General features: G+C 71.3%; 16 protein-coding genes. 9 read left to right on the top strand and 7 right to left on the bottom strand.

Features of this window, described 5'->3' with window-relative positions; translation table 11 throughout:
• Positions 1-414: 414 nt before the first annotated feature.
• Entirely contained in the window at positions 415-864 is a 450-nt protein-coding gene (locus AB0D59_RS17130; protein WP_362565526.1) for a PTS glucose transporter subunit IIA, read from the top strand.
• A 95-nt stretch (positions 865-959) separates the two neighbouring features.
• Positions 960-2,630 (top strand): phosphoenolpyruvate--protein phosphotransferase, encoded by a 1,671-nt coding sequence (ptsP, locus tag AB0D59_RS17125; RefSeq protein WP_362565562.1) that lies wholly within the window; start codon positions 960-962, stop codon positions 2,628-2,630.
• Positions 2,631-2,700: 70 nt separating this feature from the next.
• Here ptsP and AB0D59_RS17120 read toward each other — a convergent pair whose 3' ends face one another.
• Both AB0D59_RS17120 and AB0D59_RS17115 read right to left on the bottom strand, forming a co-directional pair.
• The gene (locus AB0D59_RS17120) at positions 2,701-3,594 is read right to left on the bottom strand and encodes a hypothetical protein (protein WP_362565524.1); all 894 of its coding nucleotides are present in this window, start codon (positions 3,592-3,594) and stop codon (positions 2,701-2,703) included.
• Between the two features lie 22 nt (positions 3,595-3,616).
• A complete protein-coding gene (locus tag AB0D59_RS17115) occupies positions 3,617-4,825 on the bottom strand; it encodes an MFS transporter (protein ID WP_362565523.1) in 1,209 nt (402 codons plus the stop codon).
• 111 nt (positions 4,826-4,936) lie between these two features.
• On the opposite strand from AB0D59_RS17115, the gene AB0D59_RS17110 reads away from it, so the two are divergent.
• Complete coding sequence (locus tag AB0D59_RS17110) at positions 4,937-6,256, top strand: aminotransferase class I/II-fold pyridoxal phosphate-dependent enzyme (protein ID WP_362565521.1); 1,320 nt, start codon at positions 4,937-4,939, stop codon at positions 6,254-6,256.
• A 10-nt stretch (positions 6,257-6,266) separates the two neighbouring features.
• Here the strand turns inward: AB0D59_RS17110 and AB0D59_RS17105 are convergent, their stop codons facing one another.
• The gene (locus AB0D59_RS17105) at positions 6,267-8,234 is read right to left on the bottom strand and encodes an acetoacetate--CoA ligase (protein ID WP_362565519.1); all 1,968 of its coding nucleotides are present in this window, start codon (positions 8,232-8,234) and stop codon (positions 6,267-6,269) included.
• A gap of 212 nt (positions 8,235-8,446) precedes the next feature.
• Here AB0D59_RS17105 and AB0D59_RS17100 point away from each other — a divergent pair, with 212 nt between their 5' ends.
• A complete protein-coding gene (locus AB0D59_RS17100) occupies positions 8,447-10,807 on the top strand; it encodes a glycoside hydrolase family 31 protein (protein WP_362565517.1) in 2,361 nt (786 codons plus the stop codon).
• Between the two features lie 10 nt (positions 10,808-10,817).
• On the opposite strand, the gene AB0D59_RS17095 is transcribed toward AB0D59_RS17100, so the two are convergent.
• Entirely contained in the window at positions 10,818-11,351 is a 534-nt protein-coding gene (locus AB0D59_RS17095) for an NUDIX domain-containing protein (RefSeq protein WP_362565515.1), read from the bottom strand.
• A 225-nt stretch (positions 11,352-11,576) separates the two neighbouring features.
• Between AB0D59_RS17095 and AB0D59_RS17090 the strand changes: the two genes are divergently transcribed.
• The 5 genes from AB0D59_RS17090 to glpK all read left to right on the top strand — a co-directional run bounded on the left by AB0D59_RS17090 (position 11,577) and on the right by glpK (position 17,544).
• Entirely contained in the window at positions 11,577-11,984 is a 408-nt protein-coding gene (locus tag AB0D59_RS17090) for a zinc ribbon domain-containing protein (RefSeq protein WP_362565560.1), read from the top strand.
• Positions 11,981-13,171, top strand: a complete 1,191-nt coding sequence (locus AB0D59_RS17085; RefSeq protein ID WP_362565513.1) for a lipid-transfer protein — start codon at positions 11,981-11,983, stop codon at positions 13,169-13,171. Before AB0D59_RS17090 ends, AB0D59_RS17085 begins: the two co-directional genes overlap by 4 nt.
• A 112-nt stretch (positions 13,172-13,283) precedes the next feature.
• Positions 13,284-14,927, top strand: coding sequence for a GGDEF domain-containing protein (locus AB0D59_RS17080; RefSeq protein WP_362565511.1), 1,644 nt, complete (start codon positions 13,284-13,286; stop codon positions 14,925-14,927).
• Between the two features lie 307 nt (positions 14,928-15,234).
• A complete protein-coding gene (locus tag AB0D59_RS17075) occupies positions 15,235-15,972 on the top strand; it encodes an MIP/aquaporin family protein (protein WP_362565509.1) in 738 nt (245 codons plus the stop codon).
• A gap of 54 nt (positions 15,973-16,026) precedes the next feature.
• Positions 16,027-17,544, top strand: coding sequence for a glycerol kinase GlpK (gene glpK, locus AB0D59_RS17070; protein ID WP_362565507.1), 1,518 nt, complete (start codon positions 16,027-16,029; stop codon positions 17,542-17,544).
• Positions 17,545-17,606: 62 nt separating this feature from the next.
• On the opposite strand, the gene AB0D59_RS17065 is transcribed toward glpK, so the two are convergent.
• From AB0D59_RS17065 to AB0D59_RS17055, 3 genes are read right to left on the bottom strand one after another with little or no spacing between them, the layout of a single operon-like run.
• A complete protein-coding gene (locus AB0D59_RS17065) occupies positions 17,607-18,212 on the bottom strand; it encodes an ATP/GTP-binding protein (protein WP_362565505.1) in 606 nt (201 codons plus the stop codon).
• The gene (locus AB0D59_RS17060; protein ID WP_362565503.1) at positions 18,193-21,852 is read right to left on the bottom strand and encodes a hydantoinase B/oxoprolinase family protein; all 3,660 of its coding nucleotides are present in this window, start codon (positions 21,850-21,852) and stop codon (positions 18,193-18,195) included. Before AB0D59_RS17060 ends, AB0D59_RS17065 begins: the two co-directional genes overlap by 20 nt.
• Before the next feature lie 24 nt (positions 21,853-21,876).
• On the bottom strand, positions 21,877-22,272 hold the full coding sequence (locus AB0D59_RS17055; RefSeq protein WP_362565501.1) for a DUF742 domain-containing protein: 396 nt from the start codon (positions 22,270-22,272) through the stop codon (positions 21,877-21,879).

Genomic DNA, 22,272 nt, shown 5'->3' with positions numbered 1-22,272 from the left:
ATCTGGCGTTGACTTTTGGCACGCTGTTGAGTTCTCAAGGAACGGTCGCTTCCTTTGTACTCACCCTCTCGGGCTTTCCTCCGGGCTTCCCTTCGGTGTTCCAAACTCTATCAGTGTTTTTCCGGCCCTCTGACCACCGTCCCGCAGACATGCGGAAGATGATCCTGAGTTAGGATCTGACAAATTTGGGTGCTGCTAAGCGAGGGCGCTTTTCCGCGCCGCTCGGTCTCAAGCAGGAGTACGACTGTACACGGAGCCTCGGAGCCCGTGCAAATCCTTTAGGCTGGTGGTCTAGACCACTAGCTGGTAGCTTCCATGCGGAACCGCCACTTCATATGACATACGCTGCTGCTCAGTGCCGTCCGGACCAAGCGGTGACGGCCCGTAAGCAGCTCCATCTCTGGGAGGCTTCCCATGACCACCGTGACGTCCCCTCTGGCAGGACGTGCCATCGGACTGGCCGCCGTGCCGGATCCGGTCTTCTCCGGGGCCATGGTCGGCCCGGGCACAGCGATCGACCCCGCGCGTGAGCCTTCCGAAGTCGTGGCGCCCGTGGACGGCGTCATCGTCTCCCTTCACCCGCATGCCTTCGTCGTCGTCGACGAGAGCGGCCACGGCGTGCTCACCCACCTCGGTATCGACACGGTGCAGCTCAACGGCCAGGGCTTCGAACTCCTCGTCAACAAGGGCGACACCGTGACCCGCGGCCAGGGCGTCATCCGCTGGAACCCGGCCGAGGTCGAGGCCGCCGGCAAGTCCCCGGTGTGCCCTGTCGTGGCCCTGGAGGCCACGGCCGACTCCCTTTCCGACGTCCGTGACGACGGTGACGTGAAGGCCGGCGACAGCCTCTTCGTCTGGAACTGACGACCCCGCCACCGTCCCGTCGTATGACGGAGAAGGCGGCGACCACGACAACCATCGCGGCGGCGGGACCCGCCGCACTATCGGAGACGGGTGAGATGGAGACAACGCTGCGAGGCGTCGGCGTGAGCCACGGTGTGGCGATCGGCGAGGTTCGGCACATGGGAACGGCGGTGCTGGAGCCGCCTGCCAAGCAGATTCCGGCGGAAGAGGCGGAGCGGGAGCCGGGGCGTGCCCGGCAGGCCGTGGAGGCCGTGGCCGCCGACCTGATGGCGCGCGGCAACCTCGCGGGCGGTGAGGCCCAGGCGGTCCTCGAGGCGCAGGCCATGATGGCCCAGGACCCGGAGCTGATGGCCGACGTGGAGCGGCGGATCGCCGTCGGCAGCACCGCCGAGCGTGCCGTGTACGACGCGTTCGCCGCGTACCGCGAACTGCTGGCCGGAGCCGGCGAGTACCTGGCCGGCCGCGTGGCCGACCTGGACGACGTGCGGAATCGTATCGTCGCCCGGCTGCTGGGGGTTCCGATGCCGGGTGTCCCGGACAGCGACGAGCCCTACGTACTGGTCGCGCGGGATCTGGCGCCGGCGGACACCGCGCTGCTGGATCCGACTCTGGTGCTCGGTTTCGTGACCGAGGAGGGCGGGCCGACGAGTCACAGCGCGATCCTGGCGCGGGCGCTCGGTGTACCGGCCGTGGTGGCGCTGCCGGGCGCCGGTGAGCTGGTCGAGGGAACGGTGATCGCCGTCGACGGCAGCACCGGTGACATCTTCGTGAACCCGAGTGCGGAGAAGAAGGCCGAGCTGGAGGCCGCGGCCGCCGAGCGCCGGGCCGCGCTGACCGCCTCGACCGGTCCGGGTGTCACCGCCGACGGGCACAAGGTGCCGCTGCTGGCCAATGTGGGCGGACCGGCGGATGTGCCGGCGGCCGTGGCGGCCGGCGCCGAGGGCGTGGGTCTGTTCCGTACCGAGTTCCTGTTCCTGGACGACAGCAAGAACGCGCCGTCCGAGGAGAAGCAGGTCGAGGCCTACCGTCAGGTACTGGAGGCGTTCCCGGAGGGCCGGGTCGTCGTGCGGGTGCTGGACGCGGGTGCGGACAAGCCCCTGGACTTCCTGACTCCTGCGGATGAGCCCAACCCGGCGCTGGGCGTGCGCGGTCTGCGGACGCTGCTGGACCACCCTGACGTGCTGCGCACGCAGCTGACCGCGCTGGCGAAGGCGGCCGAGGGACTGCCCGTCTACCTTGAGGTCATGGCGCCCATGGTGGCGGACCGTACCGACGCCAAGGCGTTCGCGGACGCCTGCCGGGCGGCGGGGCTGCGGGCCAAGTTCGGCGCGATGGTGGAGATTCCGTCGGCCGCGCTGCGGGCGCGTTCGATCCTCCAGGAGGTCGAGTTCCTGTCGCTGGGCACGAACGACCTGGCGCAGTACACGTTCGCCGCGGACCGTCAGGTCGGTGCGGTGTCCCGGCTGCAGGACCCGTGGCAGCCCGCGCTGCTCGACCTGGTCGCGCTGTCCGCGGAGGCGGCGAAGGCCGAGGCCAAGAGCTGTGGTGTCTGCGGCGAGGCCGCGTCCGATCCGTTGTTGGCGTGTGTGCTGACGGGTCTGGGTGTCACCTCGCTCTCCATGGGTGCGGCGTCGATTCCCTATGTCCGGGCGGCGCTGGCCAAGTACACGCTGGCCCAGTGCGAGCGGGCCGCTTCCGCCGCGCGTGCCGCCGACAGCGCGGACGAGGCCCGCGCGGCGGCTCAGGCGGTGCTGTCCGGCGAATAGCCGGGCGCGGCCCTGATCGGCTCTCCTTCCGGGGGCGCTCCACCTGCGGGTGGGGCGCCCCCGCTGGGTTTCAGTGATGGTGGCCCGGTGTCGTCTCCTGGTCGCCCAGGTCGGGCGGTGCGCAGTAGTCGACGTCCGATTCCGGGGAGATGAGGTCGCCGGATTCGACGTCGGTGCAGTAGGCGTCGAAGACCTCGGCCGCGGTGAGGGGTGCGAGGCGGTCGCCGCGCAGTCGCCAGCCGTAGACGCGGTCGGCGATGCCGGGGGCGCTGGTGCGCATGACGAGTCCGCCCGGGCTGCGGGTGGCGAGGCCGAGGGCGAGGACACTGGTGAATTCGAGGGCTTCGGCTTCGTCGAGGTGGGTGGTGCCGTCGGTGTCCTGGTCGGCGTGGAGGACGGTGACGAGCGTTTCGGGTGGTCCGGAGACGCTGCACACGAGGTGCCGGTCGCCCGGTGGGGCGGCGTCGAGGATGCGGCTGAGGAGGCGGGAGGCGCGGGCGAAGGCGGCGCGCCCGATGTCCTCGCCGCAGGTGGGGCAGGGGCCGAGGCGGGCCAGGAGGGTACTGGCGTACTCCCAGGTGGCCTGGCGTACCGCTTCGTCGACGAGGACGGGGACGAGGTCGGTGAGGGGTCGTCCGTCGTAGGGGACGGTGGCGCCGGTGGCCGCGAGTTCGGCGGTGAAGCGGGTGCGGCTCGCGGGGTTGTCCGGATCGAGTCCGGTGTCCGTGCAGAATTCGGCGTATTCCTCGGGGTCGAAGAGGGCGAGTGTGGTGTGGGTGCCTTCCGCGGCGCGGGTCCTGAGGAGGGCTTCGATCTGTCCCAGGTAGGTAGGGTGGTCGTCGAAGGTGAAGGTGCGGTAGCGCCGCATGGCGCGGAAGTCGTGTTCGTCGGTCAGCAGGCCGATGGTGCCCGCGATTTCGCGGCGCAGGACGCGTCGCATGACCCGGTGGTCGGTGTGCCCCATGGTTCCCCCTGTGAGCGGTCGATCAATGCTCACTCACAGTAATCGGCGCCACTGACAATGGGGGCTGCGGAAGCCGGCCACGGACCAGGCGGTGTTGCATTCCGCAGGTCAGAGCGATGGCGGCGCCGAATGCGGTCCAGCCTAGAGGGCCGGTGGCGATGGCGGCGGTGACGGCGAGTGGGCCGATGCTGCGCTGGGCGGATTGGGCGAGGCCGTGGACCCCGAGGTAGGCGCCCAGGGCGGTGTCGGGGGCCAGGGCGACGGAGAGTTCCCAGGAGATGGTGGCGTGGAGCATCTCGGCGGCGGTGAAGGCGGCGGCCGCGGCGGTGAGCAGGAGGATGGCCGTGAGGGTGCCGCCGGTGGCGGAGAGGGACATCGTGATGCCGCCGAGGGCGAACGCGGCGGACAGCGGAACGAGGAGCCGGCGGGCGGCTTCGCTGCTGGTGCCGAGGCGGGCCAGGGGGACTTGGAGCGCCACGACCATGACGTTGTTGAGGACGAGCAGCAGGGGTGCGAGGCCGTGGGGCACCTGGTCGCTGTGGGCGATCCAGAGCGGCAGGCCGACCTTGAAGACGGCGTCGTCGAGGAAGAGGACGGTGTCGGTGGCGACGTAGGCCAGGTAGTCGCGGTCGCGCCAGGGGTTGGCCCGCCTCGCGGTTCGCGGTGTGGATTCCGAGCCGGCCACGACCCGGGTCGGCGACGGGGGCTCGCCGCAGCGCAGGGTCAGGAGTGCGGCCGCGACGAACGAGAGGGCGTCGCCCGCCAGGAGCCAGCGGTAGGCCGCGGTGCTGTCCAGTGCCAGGGCCGCCGCGGCGGCGAGGCCGCCCAGGGCCCAGCCGGCGTTGGCGACGGTCCGGTTGAGGGCCTGGTAGCGGACACGGTCGGGGCCCGCGATGCGGGTGGCGTACAGCTTCGTGAGGACGTTGGCGGCGCGGTCGCCGAGGGCGCCGAGGGCCGAGACGGCGAGCAGCAGGGCGTAGTCGTCCGTGGTGAGCAGGGCGAAAGAGGCGAGTGCGCGCAGGAGTTGGAGTGCGATCAGGACGCGGGTGAGGGGAAGCCGGTCGGCGATACGGCCGGCCAGAGGTGCTCCGACGATGCCGATGGCACCCGATGCGGCGGCGAGAGTGCCGACTTCGGCGAGGGAGAGGCCGGAGACGTAGGTGAAGTACAGGACCGAGACCGATGCCCACAGGCCGCTGCCGACGCGGTCGACGAGGGCGATGGCGAGCATTCTGCGTCCGTCCCGGCCGCCGGGTACCCGTTGGGGCCGTGTGGTCGCACCGGGCTTCGTCTTCACTGCTCCCCCTTGCCGGAAATTATGTACTGATACATACTTACCAATGTGGTAACACAATATGGGATCACTGGTACGACGGCCAAGGGGATTGCCGCGTCCGTCGAACAGGGCGTGGCCGAGGGCTCGTTGGCACCGGAGGCCGCGTTGCCTCCGGTGCGGCGGCTCGCGGAGGATCTGGGGGTGAGTCCAGGCACGGTCGCGACGGCGTACAAGGAACTGCGGCGCCGCGGGATCGTCGTCACGCGCGGGCGGGGCGGCACCGTGGTGGCACCCGCTCCGGCGGTGGCGTCACGACGGCCGCCCAGGGTCCCCGCAGGGCTCCGGGACCTGGCCGGCGGGCATCCGGATCCCGCCCTGCTCCCCGGCCTGGTGCCGCCCTCACGGCTCTCCCCCGGCGCCCGGTCGCACCGTTCGACGCCCCGGCTCGCCCGGCTTGAGGAGGCCGTACGCGACTGGCTGAGGCCGGACGGTGTGCCGGTGGAACATGTGACGTTCGCGCACGGAGCGCTGGATCTGATCGGCCGGCTGCTCACCGTGGAGCTGCGGCCCGGGGACGCCGTGGCCATGGAGGACCCCGGTTACCACCACCTGCTGGACCTCGTCCCGGCGTTGGGGCTGCGGATCGTGCCGGTGGCCGTGGACGACGAGGGGATGCGCCCGGAGGCGCTGCGCACGGCGCTGCGCGCGGGTGCGCGCGCCGTGGTGTGCAGCCCCAGGGCGCAGAATCCGTACGGTGGCTGCTTCTCGGCGGCCCGCCGGGACACCCTGGCCGATGTACTGCGGGAGGAATCCGACGTCCTGGTGATCGAGAACGATCACGCGTCCTCGGTGACCGACGCCCCGCTGCACTCGCTGACCGCCGCGGGACCGGCGCGTTGGGTGCATGTGCGGACGGTGAGCAAGTTCCTGGGCACCGATCTGAGGTGGGCGGCCGCCGCCTGCGATCCGGTCTCGCTCGCCCGGCACGACGGGCTGCTGCTCCTGACGTCGGGATGGGTCAGTCACCTGTTGCAGGAGACGGTGCTCGGGCTGATGACGGACGCGGGCACACGCGCGTTGGTGGCACGCGCGCGCGCGACGTACGCACTGCGCCGGGAGACGCTGGCCAGGGAGCTGGCGGGACGCGGGATCGCCTCGCACGGGGTGAGCGGGATGAATCTGTGGGTGCCCGTGCGGGACGAGTCGGCCGTGGTGAACGGCCTGCGGTCGTACGGCTGGTGGGTGGCCTCGGGAGCACGGTTCCGGATGTCGGCCGGCCCGGGCGTGCGGATCTCGACCGCCGGTCTGGAGCCGGCCGACGCGGTACGGCTGGCCTCGGACTTCGCCGCCGTACTGGGCGAGTCCGAGGCCACCTACGGCGGGTGAGCTGGGAGGGTCAGGCGCGTTTGCGGGCCAGGTCCTCGTAGAAGCTCAGCAGGTCGAGGTTGTCGATGGAGCCGGGGTTGACGGCCTTCTCCAGGGGCGCGCCCTGGAGAAGGCGCTTGACCGGGACCTCGATGCGCTTTCCGGTGAGGGTGTGCGGGACGCCGGGGACCTCGATGATCTCGTCGGGGACATGGCGCGGCGAGAGCTGTTCGCGGATGGCCTGCTTGACGCGGTTCAGCAGGGCCTCGTCGAGGACGGCACCCGGGGCCAGGTGGACGAACAGGGGCATCCAGTAGCCGCCGTCGGGCTGTTCGATGCCGATGACGAGGGATTCCCTGATCTCGGGAAGGCGCTCGACGACCTCGTAGATGTCGGCCGAGCCCATCCGTACACCCTGGCGGTTGAGCGTGGAGTCGGAGCGGCCGTGGATGATCACCGAGCCGCGGGAGGTGACGGTGATCCAGTCGCCGTGCCGCCAGACGCCGGGATACATGTCGAAGTAGCTGTCGTGGTAGCGGCTGCCGTCGGGGTCGTTCCAGAAGTGGATCGGCATCGAGGGCATGGGGTTGGTGACGACCAGTTCACCGACCTCGTCGATGACGGGGAGGCCGTTCGGGTCCCAGGCCTGGAGGTCGGTCCCGAGGCCGGGTGCCTGGAGTTCGCCGGTGTAGACCGGGAGGGTGGGTACGGCGCCCGCGAAGCAGGAGCACACGTCGGTGCCGCCGCTGACGGAGGCGATCCACAGGTCGTCGCGGACCTCGTCGTGCAGCCAGCGGAAGCCGTCCGGGGGCAGTGGTGAGCCGGTGGTGGCGACGCACCGCACCTTGGACAGGTCGAAGTCGCGGGAGGGGTGGACGCCGGCCTTGCGGCAGGCCATCACATAGGCGGCGGAGGTGCCGTAGAGGGTGGCCCCGGTACGTTCGGCGACCCGCCACTGGGCGCCGGTGTCGGGGTAGCCGGGGCTGCCGTCGTACAGGACGATCGTGGTGCCCGTGAGGAGGCCGGAGACGAGGAAGTTCCACATCATCCAGCCGGTCGAGGTGTACCAGAAGAAACGGTCCTCGGGGCCCAGGTCGCAGTGCAGGCCGAGCTGTTTGAGGTGTTCGACCAGGATGCCGCCCTGGGACTGGACGATGGCCTTGGGCAGGCCAGTGGTGCCGGAGGAGTACAGGACCCACAAGGGGTGGCCGAACGGGACCTTTTCGAATTCAGGCTGGGTGTCGGCGGAGGTCAGGGCCGACCACTCCAGGGCGCCTTCGGGGGCGGCGGTGCCGAGCAGCGGGATGTGGACGACGGCGCGCAGGGTGGGCAGTTCGCGGCGGAGTTCGGCGACGATCTCGCGGCGGTCGTGTTCCTTGCCTCCGTAGCGGTAGCCGTCGACGGTGAACAGGACGACGGGTTCGACCTGCTGGAAGCGGTCCAGGACGCTGCGGGCGCCGAAGTCGGGGGCGCAGGAGGTCCATACGGCGCCCACGGCGGCGGCGGCGAGAAGGGCGACCACCGCCTGCGGGATGTTCGGGAGGTAGCCGCTGACGCGGTCTCCCGGTCGGACGCCGAGGGCGCGGAGTTCGGCGGCCAGGGAGCCCACCTGGCGGCGTAGTTCGGACCAGGTGACCGGGAGCGGTTCGTGGGTCTCGTCGACATACAGGAGCGCGGGTTCGTCCGCGCGGGTGGCGGCGGCGCGCAGGGCGTGCTCGGCGTAGTTCAGCTTCGCGCCGGGGAACCATTCGGCGCCGGGCATCGTGCGGTCGCCGAGCACGCGCGCGTAGGGCGTCGAGAACCGGACGTCGAACCACTCCGTGACGGCCTTCCAGAACGTGTCCAGATGGTCGACGGACCAGCGGTGCAGTGCCGGGTACCCGCCCTCGGCGGGGGCTCCGTGGTGTTCCGCCGCCCAGGACTGGAACCTGGTGATGTGTGCCTGGGCGATCCGTTGCGGATCGGGTTGCCAGAGCGGCTGGGGGTACGCGGTCGACATGGGGCGGCTCCCGGGCTTCTGCGCTGGTGTGCGTCGGACGCGCACGGGCTGGGGTGTGCGCGTACGCGGCTGACAGGGACGATGCCATGTGATCGACTTCTACACCAGGGTGCGCTCCACATAGTCCGTGTCGTGAAGATGTGGTCCCGGCACGGGTGAACGGCAGTTGAACGGCACGCGCGTGTGGAGCGCTGAGTGGCAGGGTGAGCAGCATGGACGGTCGTGACCTGGTGCGTTCGGTGAGAGTGGTCGGTTCGAGGAAGGCGGCTCAGGGGTTGCGTACCGTACGGGCGGCGTGGCGCAGGAGGCGGATCGACGCCGCCGGGCTGCCCGCGCGGGGGGCCGAGCGTGCCCGGGTGCCGGGTCCGGTGCAGGAGGCGGTGCCGGGGCCGGGTGGCGGTGTGATCCGCTTCAGCCGTTCGGAGCTGCGGATCACGGTCGCGGTGAACGGGGCGGTCTTCTGGGGCTGGGACGGGGCCGGTCCCGAGCCGTCGTACGCGCTCGCGGGCCGCTGTCCGGAGCCGGATCCGCGGGCGGTCCTCGAACCGGACACGGACGGCGGCTGGCGGGTCGTGGCGGAGCGGGTGACGGTCAGCGTCTCGCGGCACGGCGCGGTGGAGGTGTGCACGCCCGGTGGTGTGATGCTGCGGCGGGACCAGCCGCCCCGGTGGTGGGAGCCGGTGGGCGGTGGCCAGGCGCGCTGGGTACAGCGGTCGGAGGTGGCCGCGGACGCGCGGTTCTTCGGTCTCGGCGGGCGCGCCTCGGGGCCGCGGCTGCGCGACGGCACGTACCGGCTGTGGAACACCGACCCCGGCCATGCTTTCGGGTCCGATGACGATCCGCTGTACGTCACCATGCCGGTGCAGCTGGTGGTGGCGGACGCGGCCGCGCATCTGGTGTTCCACGACACCTCGTGGGACGGCACGGTGACCCTCCGGGAGGGCGAGGAGGGTGCCGGTTCCGGCCATGACCGGACCGGTCGGTGCGAGTTGCGGATGGACGGCGGTCCGCTGCGTTGCTGGGTGATGGTGGGCACGCCCGCGCGCGTGCTGCACACCTGGGCCTCGCTCACGGGCGCGCCCGCGTTGCCGCCGGCCTGGGCGCTGGGTCATCATCACGCGCGCTGGGGTTTCGGCGGCGAGCAGGAGGTCCGGCGGATCGTCGGCGGTTACCAGGAGCGGGGTCTGCCACTGGACGCCGTCCATCTGGACATCGACCACTACGACGCCCATCAGGTGTTCACCGTCGATCACGAGCACTTCCCGAAGCTGCCGATGCTCTCCGAGGAGCTGCGGCGGGACGGGATCCGGCTGGTGTCGATCGTGGACCCGGCGGTGAAGGCCGCGCCGGGCAACGCGGTCTACGACAGCGGGACGGGGGTCGACGCCTTCGTGCGGGATCCGACGGGGCGGTTGGTGGAGGGTGTGGTCTGGCCCGGCGAGGCGGTCTATCCCGACTTCACGCACGCGCGCGTGCGCAAGTGGTGGGGCGGGCTGTACGAGGAGCGGCTCGCGCAGGGCTTCGCCGGGTTCTGGCACGACATGAACGAGCCGACGTCCTTCACCGCCTTCGGCGAGTCCACACTGCCACGCGCGTCACGGCACGCCCTGGAGGGGCGCGGCGGCGACCACCGGGAGGCGCACAACGTCTACGCGCTCTGCATGGCGCGGGCCGCCTACGAAGGGCTGCGCGAACTGGCGCCCAAGGAGCGGCCGTTCCTGTTCTCCCGCGCCGGCTGGGCCGGCATGCAGCGTTACGGGGGCACCTGGTCCGGTGATGTCGCGACCGGCTGGCCGGGGCTACGCGCGTCCCTGTCGCTGGTGCTGGGGCTCGGGCTGTGCGGGGTGCCGTACTCCGGGCCGGACGTGGGCGGTTTCGACGGGAGCCCGTCGCCCGAGCTGTTTCTGCGCTGGTTCCAGCTGGGCGCCTACCTGCCACTGTTCCGCACGCACGCGAGCATGCGGGCGGGACGCAGGGAGCCGTGGGAGTTCGGGGCCGAGGTGCTGGAGCACGCGCGCGTGGCGCTCCTGGAACGGCGGCGCCTGCTGCCGTACTTCATGACGCTGGCGCATCTGGCACGGCGGACCGGCGCGCCCTATGTGCGGCCCCTGTGGTGGGGTGCGCCGGAGGACCGGGCGCTGCGGGACTGCGAGGACGCGTTCCTGTTGGGCGACGGTCTGCTGGTGGCTCCGGTGCTGGACCCGGGCGCCGACCGGCGTGCGGTGCAGCTGCCCCGTGGGCGCTGGTACGACACGTTGACGGAGCGGGCGTACGAGGGACCGGGGCAGGTGCTCGTGGACGCTCCGCTGTCGCGGATTCCGGTGCTCGCGCGCGCGGGTGCCGTCCTTCCCGTGCGGGACGAGGACGGCGGTGTGCGGCTGGAGGTGTGGGCGCCCGCCCGGGGACGGACCGGGGGCGGGCTGTTCGTGCCGGACGCGGGCGACGGCTGGGACGAGCCGGAGATCGAGCGTTACGTCGCCCGCTGGGAGGGCCGGCGGGTGGTGGTGAGGCGGGAGGGGGACAACGGCGTGGGCGAACCGCCGCACCCGGTGCGCATCCGGGGGCTGGGGTGAGCCGGTGGGCTCAGTAGCGGCCCTCGAACCACGCGCGTACGGCCACGCTGTGCAGCGGGAAGGCGAGTTCCTCGGGCCTGCGCAGCAGGTACCAGCCCTCCGTCTCGTCCGTGCTGCGGGACGGCGGGAGTCCTTCGGCCGGGCGTTCCGGGAGGAGCCCGAACAGCAGCAGGTGCCCGTCGGGTGAGCTCATGGCGTCGGCGAGCCGTACGTCCCGCGCGGCAGCGTCGATGCCGGTCTCCTCCTTGAGTTCGCGCACGACGGCGTGCCGCCAGTCCTCGCGGTCGTCGACGTAGCCGCCGGGCAGCGCCGTGCCTCCGCGCGCGGGGGCGACGGTCCGGGTGATGACGACCAGGGCGGCGCCCTTCGTGTCGTACACGGGCTGGAGGGCGATCGCCACCGGCAGGGGGTTGCGGTAGGCGACGTGGCCGCAGGCCGGGCAGGTGCGCGGCCAGCCGGAGGCTCCCGCTCCGTAGGGCGCTCCGCAGCTCGAACAGTGCGAGTCCGGAGCGGAGTTGGCAATTGGGTGCTGATTTTCGGACACGCGCGGACTTTATCCGATCACGAAGGCGACGTCTTACGGTCGGGGGAACGTCTCGTTCCGGAAGTGAACCGGTGCCAACGGCCAGGAACGGACAGCGGGATGTGACCCGAGGGTGCGGCCTGCCCAATTGCGGAGACCCGTGGCACACTTCTGACGTTCCGTCAGATCTCGTGCCCTGGAGGAGCTTTGTCGCGCACACGCACGCCCGCGGTCGAGGGCTGGTTCATGGGCGAGGGGGACGGGTTCCGGCTCCTGGGCACCCGTTGCGCGGCCTGCGCCTCGGTATTTTTCCCGCGTGAGGTCGCCCACTGCCGCAATCCCGGGTGCGCCGGCGGCCACCTGGAGGAGGTCGCACTCTCCCGGCGCGGGCGGATCTGGTCGTACACCGACAGCCGATACCGGCCGCCGTCACCCTATGTGAGCGATCCGGAACTTCCCTGGGAACCCTACGCGTTGATCGCGGTGGAGCTGGAGTCCGAGCGGATCGTGGTGCTGGGGCAGGCGGTTCCCGGGATCACCGTCGCCGATCTGGCGGTGGGCATGGAGGTCGAGGTCGTCCCCGGAGTGCTGAGCGAGGACGCGGAGACGGCCTGGACGACCTGGCACTGGCGACCGACGGAGGTGAGGGCATGACGGCGGACGTGGCGGTCCTCGGCGTGGGCATGCACCCGTGGGGCAAGTGGGGGCGCAGCTTCGTCGAGTACGGGACGGCGGCGGCCCGCGCGGCCCTTGCGGACGCGGGACTGCGGTGGCGGGACATCGGATCCGTCGTGGGCGCGGACACGGTGCGTGGCGGGTATCCCGGCTATGTCGCGGGCGCGACCTTCGCCAAGGCGCTGGGCTGGCAGGGAGCGCGCGTCGCGAGTGTGTACGCGGCATGCGCGTCCGGGGCACAGGCGATCGCCGCGGCGCGTGCGCAGATCCTCGCGGGGCTCGCGGACGTGGTGCTCGTGGTGGGCGCGGACGCGGCACCCAAGGGTTTCTTCCGGCCCGCCGGAGGAGACCGCCCCGAGGATCCCGACTGGCTGCGCTTCCGTCTGCTGGGCGCGACCAATCCCACGTACTTCGGGCTGTACGCGCGCCGGCGGATGGCGGTGTTCGGGGACACCCCGGAGGACTTCGCTCTGGTCAAGGTGAAGAACGCGGCCCTGGGCGCGCTCAATCCGTACGCCCGCTACCGCGAACGGGTCACCGCCGAGCAGGTCGCCGCCTCCCAGGTGGTCGCCGATCCGCTGCGGCTGCTGGACATCTGCGCGACCTCCGACGGCGGGGCCGCCCTGGTGCTCTCCAGCCTGGGGTTCGCGCACCGGCACGGGGCGGCCCGGCCGGTGCGGATCCGCGCGGTGTCCACGGTCACACCGCGCTATCCGAGCACGGTGCTGGACCTGCCGGACATCGCCACGGACTCCGCGGCGGCGGTCGAGCCCCCGGCGGAGCCCTTCCGGGCCTCGATCACCCGCGCCGCCTACGAGGAGGCGGGCATCGGCCCCGAGGAGCTCTCCCTGGCGGAGGTGTACGACCTGTCCACCGCACTGGAGTTGCAGTGGTACGAGGACCTGGGGCTGTGCGCCGAGGGCGAGGCGGCCAAGCTGCTGCGCGAGGGAGCGACATCCCTGGGCGGCCGGATTCCCGTCAACGCCAGCGGGGGGCTCGCCTCCTTCGGGGAGGCCGTGCCGGCCCAGGCGATCGCCCAGGTCTGCGAGCTGACCTGGCAGTTGAGGGACGCTGCGGGCGACCGCCAGGTGGCGCACGCGCGCGTGGGGATCACGGCCAATCAGGGGCTGTTCGGACACGGCTCGTCCGTGATAGCGGTGCGCTGACGGGACAGGTGTGACGGCAGAGGTTGTACACCGTGCGTGACCACCTCGAAATGGTGCGTGAACGTCTTATGAACTGCCCCTGGGCATAGGCCGATGGCGTCATCATGCTCCCGTGCGCACCTGGACGGATGCTCTCCGTTTCGCTTTCCAGCCGGTGGTCAATCTGACGACCGGCGGCATCACCGCACTGGAGATCCTCGCCCGCCCCGAGACCGGTGACATCCTCGCCGAAGCCCGCCGCAACCCCGAACTCGACGGCAGGCTGGCCGTGTTGGCCCTCCGCGCGGCGGCCCGCACGGAGGCGCTGCTGCCGTTGCACATCAACGTGTTCGCGGCCACTCTCGCCGACCTGGGCGGCATCGGCCCACTGTCCGGGGCCATCCGCGAAGCCGGACGGATGCCCTGGGAGGTGACCCTGGACATCGTGCCGCCGTACACGCATGTGCCGCACCGGGCCCTGCTGGAGGCCGTGGCGGCACTGCGCGGCCAGGGCTTCCGGATCAGCGCCGACGGCATCGGCGACGGAGACGTGCCCCTGCGGCTGCTCACCGACCTCTCCCCCGACCTGATCAAGCTCGACGCCTCGCTGCTCGGCCGGCCGGCCGCGGTACGGGCGATGCGGACCCTGTGCGAGGAACTGGGCGCCCTGCTGGCCGTCGAGGGCGTGGAGAGCGAACTCCAGTACGCGTCCGCGCTGTCGGCCGGGGCCCAGCTGGCCCAGGGCGAGCTGTTCGCGCCCCCGGCCCGGATCCCGGTGGCGGACGTGTACGTTCCGCCGCGTTCGGCCACCGCCGTGCCCCCGCCGCGCTCCGGGCCGTCCGTGCGCGAGTTCGTCCGGCCCGCCGCGCTGCTGCCGGTCACCGCGTCCGCGTTGCAGGTGCGGGCCCTGTTGACCGGCTCCCCGGACGTCTCCGGCGTCCTCCTGGTGGACCAGACGGGCGTCCCGGTCCGCTCGGTGCACCGCTCCCGCTTCCTGCTGTCGATGTCCGGCCGCTACGGCCACGCCCTGTACGCGGACCGCCCGGCCTTCAAGCTCGGCGACGCACCGCGCACGGTCGGTGTCGACGCGACCGCGTGGGAGGTCCTGGACGTGGTGGCCGTCGGCGGCCGGGACCGCACCTCGGACGATGTGGCGGTCGTCGACCGGCTCGGGCGCTGCGTGGGCGTCGTGCGCCTCGCCGACCTGGTACGCGCCCTCACCGAGACCCGCGTCGAGGAGGCGGCCGGACTCAATCCGCTGACCCGGCTGCCCGGTTCGGACGCGATCACGGGCGAGACGGACCGGTGGATCGCGGAAGGCCGCGTCTTCGCCCTGAGCTGGCTGGACATCGATCACTTCAAGCAGGTCAACGACGGCGCCGGGTTCGCCGCGGGCGACGAACTGATCCGTGCGGTGGGACAGGCGCTCCAGCAGGCCGTGGCCGGGCACGCGCGCGTGGGGCACATCGGCGGGGACGACTTCCTGGTGCTCGCCGACGAGGAGGGGCTGAACCGGCTGGTGACCGACGTGCTCGACGCGCCCTGGTCCGCGGGCGGCCGTCCCGTCACGCTGTCTCTGGCCACCGTCGTGTGCGGCCCCGGCGGTGTGGCCGACCACCGGGAGGCGGCCGCGTGTCTCGCGCCCCTCAAGAAGGCGGCCAAGGCGCTGCACGGGGCGAGTTGGGTGCTGGGGCGGGCGGGACTGCCCGGGCACGAGATCCGGCGCGGCTCGGGCGCGTATCCGACCCGGGCCGACCGTGCGACGGTGGAGCCGTGAAAGCTGTTTCCCGGCGAGTTGCCTGTCATCGTTGCCGTCGGCGACCTTGACGCTCCCTGAGTGCCGGTGAAAACTTCCGGTGTCGGTCGACATCGCCGTACATTCTCGGCGTAATCAGGCACTACGCCATGGGCTGCTCCTGTCCTGAGGCCCGCTCCCCCATGGGCGATTCGGCTGCTACGGCACGCTCGTCACAGACGCCGGGCGGGGCGCGGGACTTTCCCTGCCTTCGGCTGACGTCGTCAAGGGAACCGTTCCTGCTCAATGCGCCGGGGTCGATTCCCCGGCCAGCGCCCTAGGAGCCGCCATGAGCAACGGAGACATTTTCGTCGGCGAAGTCATCGGCACGGCCATCCTGATCCTCTTCGGTGCCGGTGTCTGCGCCGCCGTCACCCTCAGACACTCCAAGGCGAGAGCGGCGGGGTGGGTGGTGATCGCGTTCGGCTGGGGATTCGGCGTGCTGGCCGGCGCCTACACCGCCGCTCCCCTCTCCGGCGGCCAGCTCAACCCCGCCGTCACCATCGGCATCGCCGTCGACACCGGCGAGTGGGGCAAGGTCTGGGTCTACCTGCTCGGCCAGTTCGTGGGCGCGATCCTCGGCGCCGTTCTGACGTATCTGGTGTACCTGGCCCAGTTCCAGGCCAACGTGCCCGACGAGGAGACCGCGGAGGAACCGACACCGACGCTCGGTATTTTCTCCACCATCCCGGAGATCCGGAACCCGGTCGCCAACCTCATCACCGAGATCATCGCGACGATCGCGCTGGTCCTGCCGATCCTCGCGTTCGGGCTGACCAAGGGGCTCGGCGAGTCCGGCACCACGGTGCTGATCGTCTCGCTGCTCGTCGTCGGGATCGGGCTGTCCCTGGGCGGACCCACGGGCTACGCCATCAACCCGACGCGCGACCTCGGCCCCCGGATCGTGCACACCTTCCTGCCGATCCCGAACAAGGGCACCTCCGACTGGGGTTACGCCTGGATCCCGGTCGTCGGCCCCCTGGTCGGCGGGGCGCTCGCGGGCCTCATCTACAACGCGGCCTTCTGAAACGCGACCTTCCGATCCCACGCAGCCTTCCGACCCAGCGACCAAGGGGTAGCCATGACGGACACCGCCGAGAGGTACGTCGCCGCAATCGACCAGGGCACCACGTCGAGCCGCTGCATCATCTTCGACCACGGCGGCGCGATCGTCGCCGTCGACCAGCGCGAGCACCGGCAGATCTTCCCCAAGCCCGGCTGGGTGGAGCACGACGCCACCGAGATCTGGTCCAAGGTGCAGGCCGTGGTCGCCGGGGCGCTCGCGGGCGCGGGGCTGCGCGCCGACCAGCTGAGCGCGCTCGGCATCACCAACCAGCGCGAGACCACGGTCCTGTGGGACCGCGCCACCGGCAAGCCCGTGCACAACGCGATCGTCTGGCAGGACACCCGCACCGCGGCACTGTGCAACGAACTCGGCGGCAGCGACGGCCAGGACCGGTTCCGCGACCAGACCGGACTGCCCCTGGCCAGCTATTTCTCCGGGCCCAAGGCGGCCTGGCTGCTGGACAACGTGCCCGGGCTCCGGGACCGGGCCGAGCGTGGTGAGATCGCCTTCGGGACCATCGACTCCTGGCTGATCTGGAACCTCACCGGCGGCACGGACGGCGGCCGGCACGTCACCGACGTCACCAACGCCGGGCGGACCATGCTGATGAACCTGGAGACCCTCCAGTGGGACACCTCCATCCTGTCCGCGATGAACGTCCCCGAGGCGGTTCTGCCCGAGATCAGGTCCTCCGCCGAGGTGTACGGCACCGCCGTCGGCCAGCTCGCCGGGGTGCCGGTGGCGTCCGCGCTGGGCGACCAGCAGGCGGCGGTCTTCGGGCAGGCCTGCTACGACGTCGGCACGGCGAAGAACACCTACGGGACGGGCAGTTTCCTGCTGCTCAACACCGGCGACCGGCCGGTGCCGTCCAAGAACGGACTGCTGACGACGATGGGCTACAAGATCGGCGACGAGGCGCCGGTGTACTGCCTTGAGGGGTCGATCGCCATCACGGGCGCGCTCGTCCAGTGGTTCCGGGACCAGCTCGGCATCATCCGCACCGCCGACGAGATCGAGACCCTGGCCGCGAGCGTCGACGACAACGGCGGCGCCTACATCGTGCCCGCCTTCTCCGGCCTGTTCGCGCCCTATTGGCGCTCGGACGCGCGCGGGGTCGTCACCGGGCTCACCCGGTACGTCACGAAGGCGCATCTCGCCCGCGCGGTCCTGGAGGCCACCAGCTGGCAGACGCGGGAGGTCGTGGACGCCATGTACCAGGACTCCGGGGTGCAGATCACGACCCTGAAGGTGGACGGCGGCATGACCAGGAACAACCTCCTGATGCAGCACCAGGCCGACGTCCTCGGGGTGCCGGTCATCCGGCCCCGGGTCTCCGAGACGACCTGTCTGGGCGCCGCCTACGCGGCCGGCCTCGCGACCGGCGTGTGGAACGACCTCGACGAGCTCAAGTCGCACTGGCAGAAGGACGTGGAGTGGACGCCCGCCATGGAGGCGTCGGTGCGCGACAGGGAGTACGCGAACTGGCGCAAGGCCGTGGAGAAGAGCTTCGGCTGGCTGGAGGACGGCGAGTAGCCGCCTGCCCCGGGACCACGGCCCGTACCCCGGTCGGCGGGGGTACGGGCCGTGCCGGCGCCTCAGGTGGTGACGGTCTGCCGGTGGTCCGCCGCGTACGCCATCGCGTGTTGGACGACGCCGATGAGCACCTTCTTGACCGACTCGCGGTCCCGGGCGTCGCACAGCAGGACCGGTACGTCCGCATCGAGGTCGAGGGCCTTGCGGATGTCCTCGGCCGGGTAACGGTCCGCGCCCTCGAAGCAGTTGACGCCGACCAGGAACGGTATGGAGCGCCGCTCGAAATAGTCGACGGCCGCGAAACAGTCCTCCAGACGGCGCGTGTCGGCGAGCACGACAGCGCCCAGCGCGCCCTCGGACAGCTCGTCCCACATGAACCAGAACCGCTCCTGCCCCGGCGTGCCGAACAGGTACAGCACCAGGTCCTCGCGCAGGGTGATGCGGCCGAAGTCCATGGCGACGGTGGTGGTGTGCTTGCCCTCGACGCCGTTGGTGTCGTCGACCGGACGCCCGGCCTCGGTGAGCACCTCCTCGGTGCGCAGCGGCCTGATCTCGCTCACCGCGCCGACCAGGGTCGTCTTGCCCACGCCGAAGCCGCCGGCCACGAGGATCTTGAGCGTGACGGGCTCGACCGGGGGCTTGCCGCGCTCAGATCGCCCGAAGATCATCGATCTCTTCTCCTGCTTGATGGGTATCGGGTGACGGGCTTCCGTATCCGCCGCCACCTGGGGTTTCGATGACTAGTACGTCGTCGGCGCCGACGTCCGCGCTGTCGCTGCCGCCGAGCTCGGTGACCGTGCCGTCGGCCCGCTCCACCCGGTTGGCGCCGAGCGCCCCGGGTGCGCCGCCCGCCATGCCGTACGGCGGCACGCGGCGGTGCTGGGACAGGGTGGAGACGGTCATGGGTTCGAGGAAGCGGATGCGGCGCACCGCGCCGTCCCCGCCGTGCCAGCGGCCCGTGCCGCCGCTGCCCCGCCGTACGGCGAACTCGTCGAGGCGGACGGGCAGTCGCCACTCCAGGACTTCCGGGTCGGTGAGCCGGGAGTTGGTCATGTGGGTCTGTACGACGCTCGCGCCGGGGAACCCGTCGCCCGCTCCGGATCCGGAGGCGACGGTCTCGTAGTACTGGTGGCGCTCGTTGCCGAAGGTGACGTTGTTCATGGTGCCGGAGCCCTCGGCCTGGACGCCGAGCGCCGCGTAGAGGGCGCCGGTGATGGCCTGGGAGGTCTCGACGTTGCCTGCGACGACGGCGGCCGGCGGCTCGGGGGCGAGCATCGATCCGGATGGTACGACGATGTCCAGGGGGCGCAGGCAGCCGTCGTTGAGCGGGATGTCGTCGGCGACCAGGGTGCGGAAGACGTACAGCACGGCTGCGTTGACGACGGCGAACGGGGCGTTGAAGTTGGTGTCCAGCTGCGCGGAGGTGCCCGTGAAGTCGACGGTCGCGCGCCGGTCGTCGCGGTCCACGCGCACGCGTACGCGGATGACGGCGCCGGAGTCGGTCTCGTAGGCGTACTCGCCGTCGTCGAGGGCGTCGATGACGCGGCGGACCGCTTCCTCCGCGTTGTCCTGGACGTGGCGCATGTAGGCCTGGACGACGTCGAGGCCGAACTCCTCGATCATGCGGCCGACTTCGTCGACGCCCTTGCGGTTGGCGGCGATCTGGGCGCGCAGGTCGGCGAGGTTGGTGCGGATGTTGCGGGAGGGGTAGCGGGCCTCGGCGAGCAGCCGCCGGGTCTCGGCCTCGCGGAACCGGCCGTTCTCGGTGAGGAGCCAGTTGTCGAAGAGGACGCCCTCCTCGTCGATGGTGCGGCTGTCGGCGGGCATCGAGCCGGGGGCGATGCCGCCGATCTCGGCGTGGTGGCCGCGGGACGCGACGTAGAAGAGGATCTCGGGTGCCGTGCCGGGGTCACCCTCCGTGTCCGTCGCGCCGTCGGTGCCACCAGTGCCGAAGACCGGGGTGATCACGGTGACATCGGGTAGATGGGTGCCGCCGTGGTACGGGTCGTTCACGGCGTAGGTGTCGCCGGGGCGCATCGAGGTGCCGCGGCGGCGGATGACCTCTTTCACGCTGGTCCCCATGGAGCCCAGGTGGACGGGGATGTGCGGGGCGTTGGCCACCAGGTTCCCGTCCGGGTCGAACAGGGCGCAGGAGAAGTCCAGGCGTTCCTTGATGTTGACGGACTGTGCCGTCGACTCCAGCCGGGCGCCCATCTGTTCGGCGATCGACATGAAGAGGTTGTTGAAGACCTCCAGCAGAACCGGATCCGCTTCTGTGTCGAGATCGGAACTCTGCGTAACCGCCGCGCGTTCCATGACCAGATGCCCGTCGTCGGTCGCCGCGGCCCGCCAGCCGTCGTCGACGACGGTCGTGGTGCCGGCCTCGGTGATGATCGCCGGGCCGGTGACCGATCCGCCGGGGGGAAGATCCTCGCGGCGGTGGAGGGGTACGTCGCGCCAGGCGCCGCCGGTGTGGAGGCGGACGGATTCCGGGTCGGCGGGATGGCCTTCGTACGGGGCGAGGGCGGAGAGATCGGGGGGTTGGGTGATGCCGGTGGCTTCCACGGAGAGGGCTTCGACGACGACCGGGCGGTCGAGCGTGAAGGAGTACGTGGCGTGATGGCGTTCTTCGAAGGCGTGTTTCATCGCGTCGGGCTCGGTGAGCTCGACGGTGAGAGTGGTGTCGGTGCCGTCGTAGCGGAGCTGGGCGCGGCGGGTGACTTCGATGCGGTCCTCCGGGACGTCCTCGGCGAGGAGTTCGGAGCGGGCCGCGGCCTCCAGGTCGTCGGCGGTCTTGCGGACGCCGGGCATGGCGGCGGGCTCCAGGGGTGCCTCGACGGACTGTTCGCGCATGGCGGTGGTGTCGGCGAGGCCGATGCCGAGCGCGGACAGGACGCCCGCCATGGGCGGCACCAGGACGGTGCGGATGCCGAGCGAGTCGGCGACCATGCACGCGTGCTGGCCGCCGGCCCCGCCGAAGGTGGTGAGGGCGTAGCGGGTGACGTCGTGGCCCTTCTGGACGGAGATCCGCTTCACGGCGTTGGCGATGTTGGCCACGGCGACGCTGAGGTAGCCCTCGGCGACCTGTTCCGGGGTCCGGTCGTCGCCGGTCTGTTCGCGGATCTCCCGCGCGAGGCCGGTGAAGCGGTCGCGGACGAGGCCGGCGTCGAGGGGCTGGTCGCCGTCGGGTCCGAACACAGGGGGGAAGTGGGCGGGCTGGATCCGGCCGAGCATGACGTTGGCATCGGTCACCGTGAGCGGGCCGCCGCCCCGGTAGCAGGCCGGGCCGGGGTCGGCGCCGGCCGAGTCGGGGCCGACGCGGTAGCGGGAGCCGTCGAAGTGCAGCACCGAGCCGCCACCCGCGGCGACGGTGTGGATGTCCAGCATGGGGGCGCGCAGCCGGACACCCGCGATCTGGGTGGTGAAGACCCGTTCGTACTCGCCGGCGAAGTGGGAGACGTCGGTGGAGGTGCCGCCCATGTCGAAGCCGATGACCCGGTCGAAGCCGGCGAGCTGCGACATCCGGGCCATGCCGACGATCCCTCCGGCCGGTCCGGAGAGGATGGCGTCCTTGCCGCGGAACTGCCCGGCCTCGGTGAGCCCGCCGTTGGACTGCATGAACATCAGCCGGACGCCTTCGAGTTCGTCGGCGACATGGCGGACGTAGCGGCGCAGTACGGGCGACAGGTAGGCGTCGACGACGGCGGTGTCGCCGCGCGGGACGAGCTTCATCAGCGGGCTGACCTCGCTGGACAGCGAGATCTGCGGGAAGCCGGTGCGGGCGGCCAGCGCGCCGATCGCCTGCTCGTGGGCGGGGTGGAGATGGCTGTGCATACAGACGACGGCGACGGCCCGGATCCCGTCGTCGTACGCCTCCCGGAGCGGACCCGCCAGCGCGTCCAGGTCGGGGGCGCGCAGGACGGTGCCGTCGGCCGCGATGCGCTCGTCGGCCTCGACGACCCGTTCGTACAGCAGCTCGGGCAGGTCGATGCGGCGGGCGAAGATCCGGGGGCGGTTCTGGTAGGCGATGCGCAGGGCGTCGCGGAAGCCGCGGGTGATGACGAGCAGGGTGCGCTCGCCCTTGCGTTCCAGCAGCGCGTTGGTGGCGACCGTGGTGCCCATGCGGACGGCGTCGACCTGGTCGCCGGAGCCGTCGAGCAGCTCACGCACGCCGGCCACCGCGGCGTCGGCGTATCGCGCAGGGTTGTCGGAGAGCAGTTTGTGGGTGAGCAGCCGGCCGTCCGGGCGCCGCGCGACGACGTCGGTGAACGTACCGCCCCGATCGACCCAGAACTGCCAGCCTGTCACGTCACTTCTCCGCATCCGCGCCGGTCACAGCGCCCGGAGGCCGTCGATCACGTCACGCAGAATACTCTCGTCGACCAGCTCGGCCGGGGGTACGGGGCGGTTGACATGGACGAGTTCCCCGTCGACGAGGTCGCCGATGAGGACCCGGACCACTCCGACGGGCAGATCGAGTCCGGAAGCCAGTTCGGCGACCGACTGCGGGGTGTCACGGCACAGCTCGACGATGTCCACGTGCTCCGGGGACAGCGTCCGGTCGTCCTCCGGGTCGTCCGCGTGGGCCTCCGTGACGACCACCGCGATCAGATCGAGGCGGTGCTGGGCCGCACTGGTGGTGCGGCCCCGCGTCATGGCGTACGGACGGACGACCGGTCCGGCCTCGTCGTCGAACCAGTGACTTCTTCCCTGACCGTCTCCGCTCAT

Origin of the sequence: Streptomyces sp. NPDC048417, assembly GCF_040651615.1 — a bacterium.
Lineage (GTDB): Bacteria > Actinomycetota > Actinomycetes > Streptomycetales > Streptomycetaceae > Streptomyces.
This window is presented reverse-complemented; position numbering and strand designations above follow the sequence as displayed.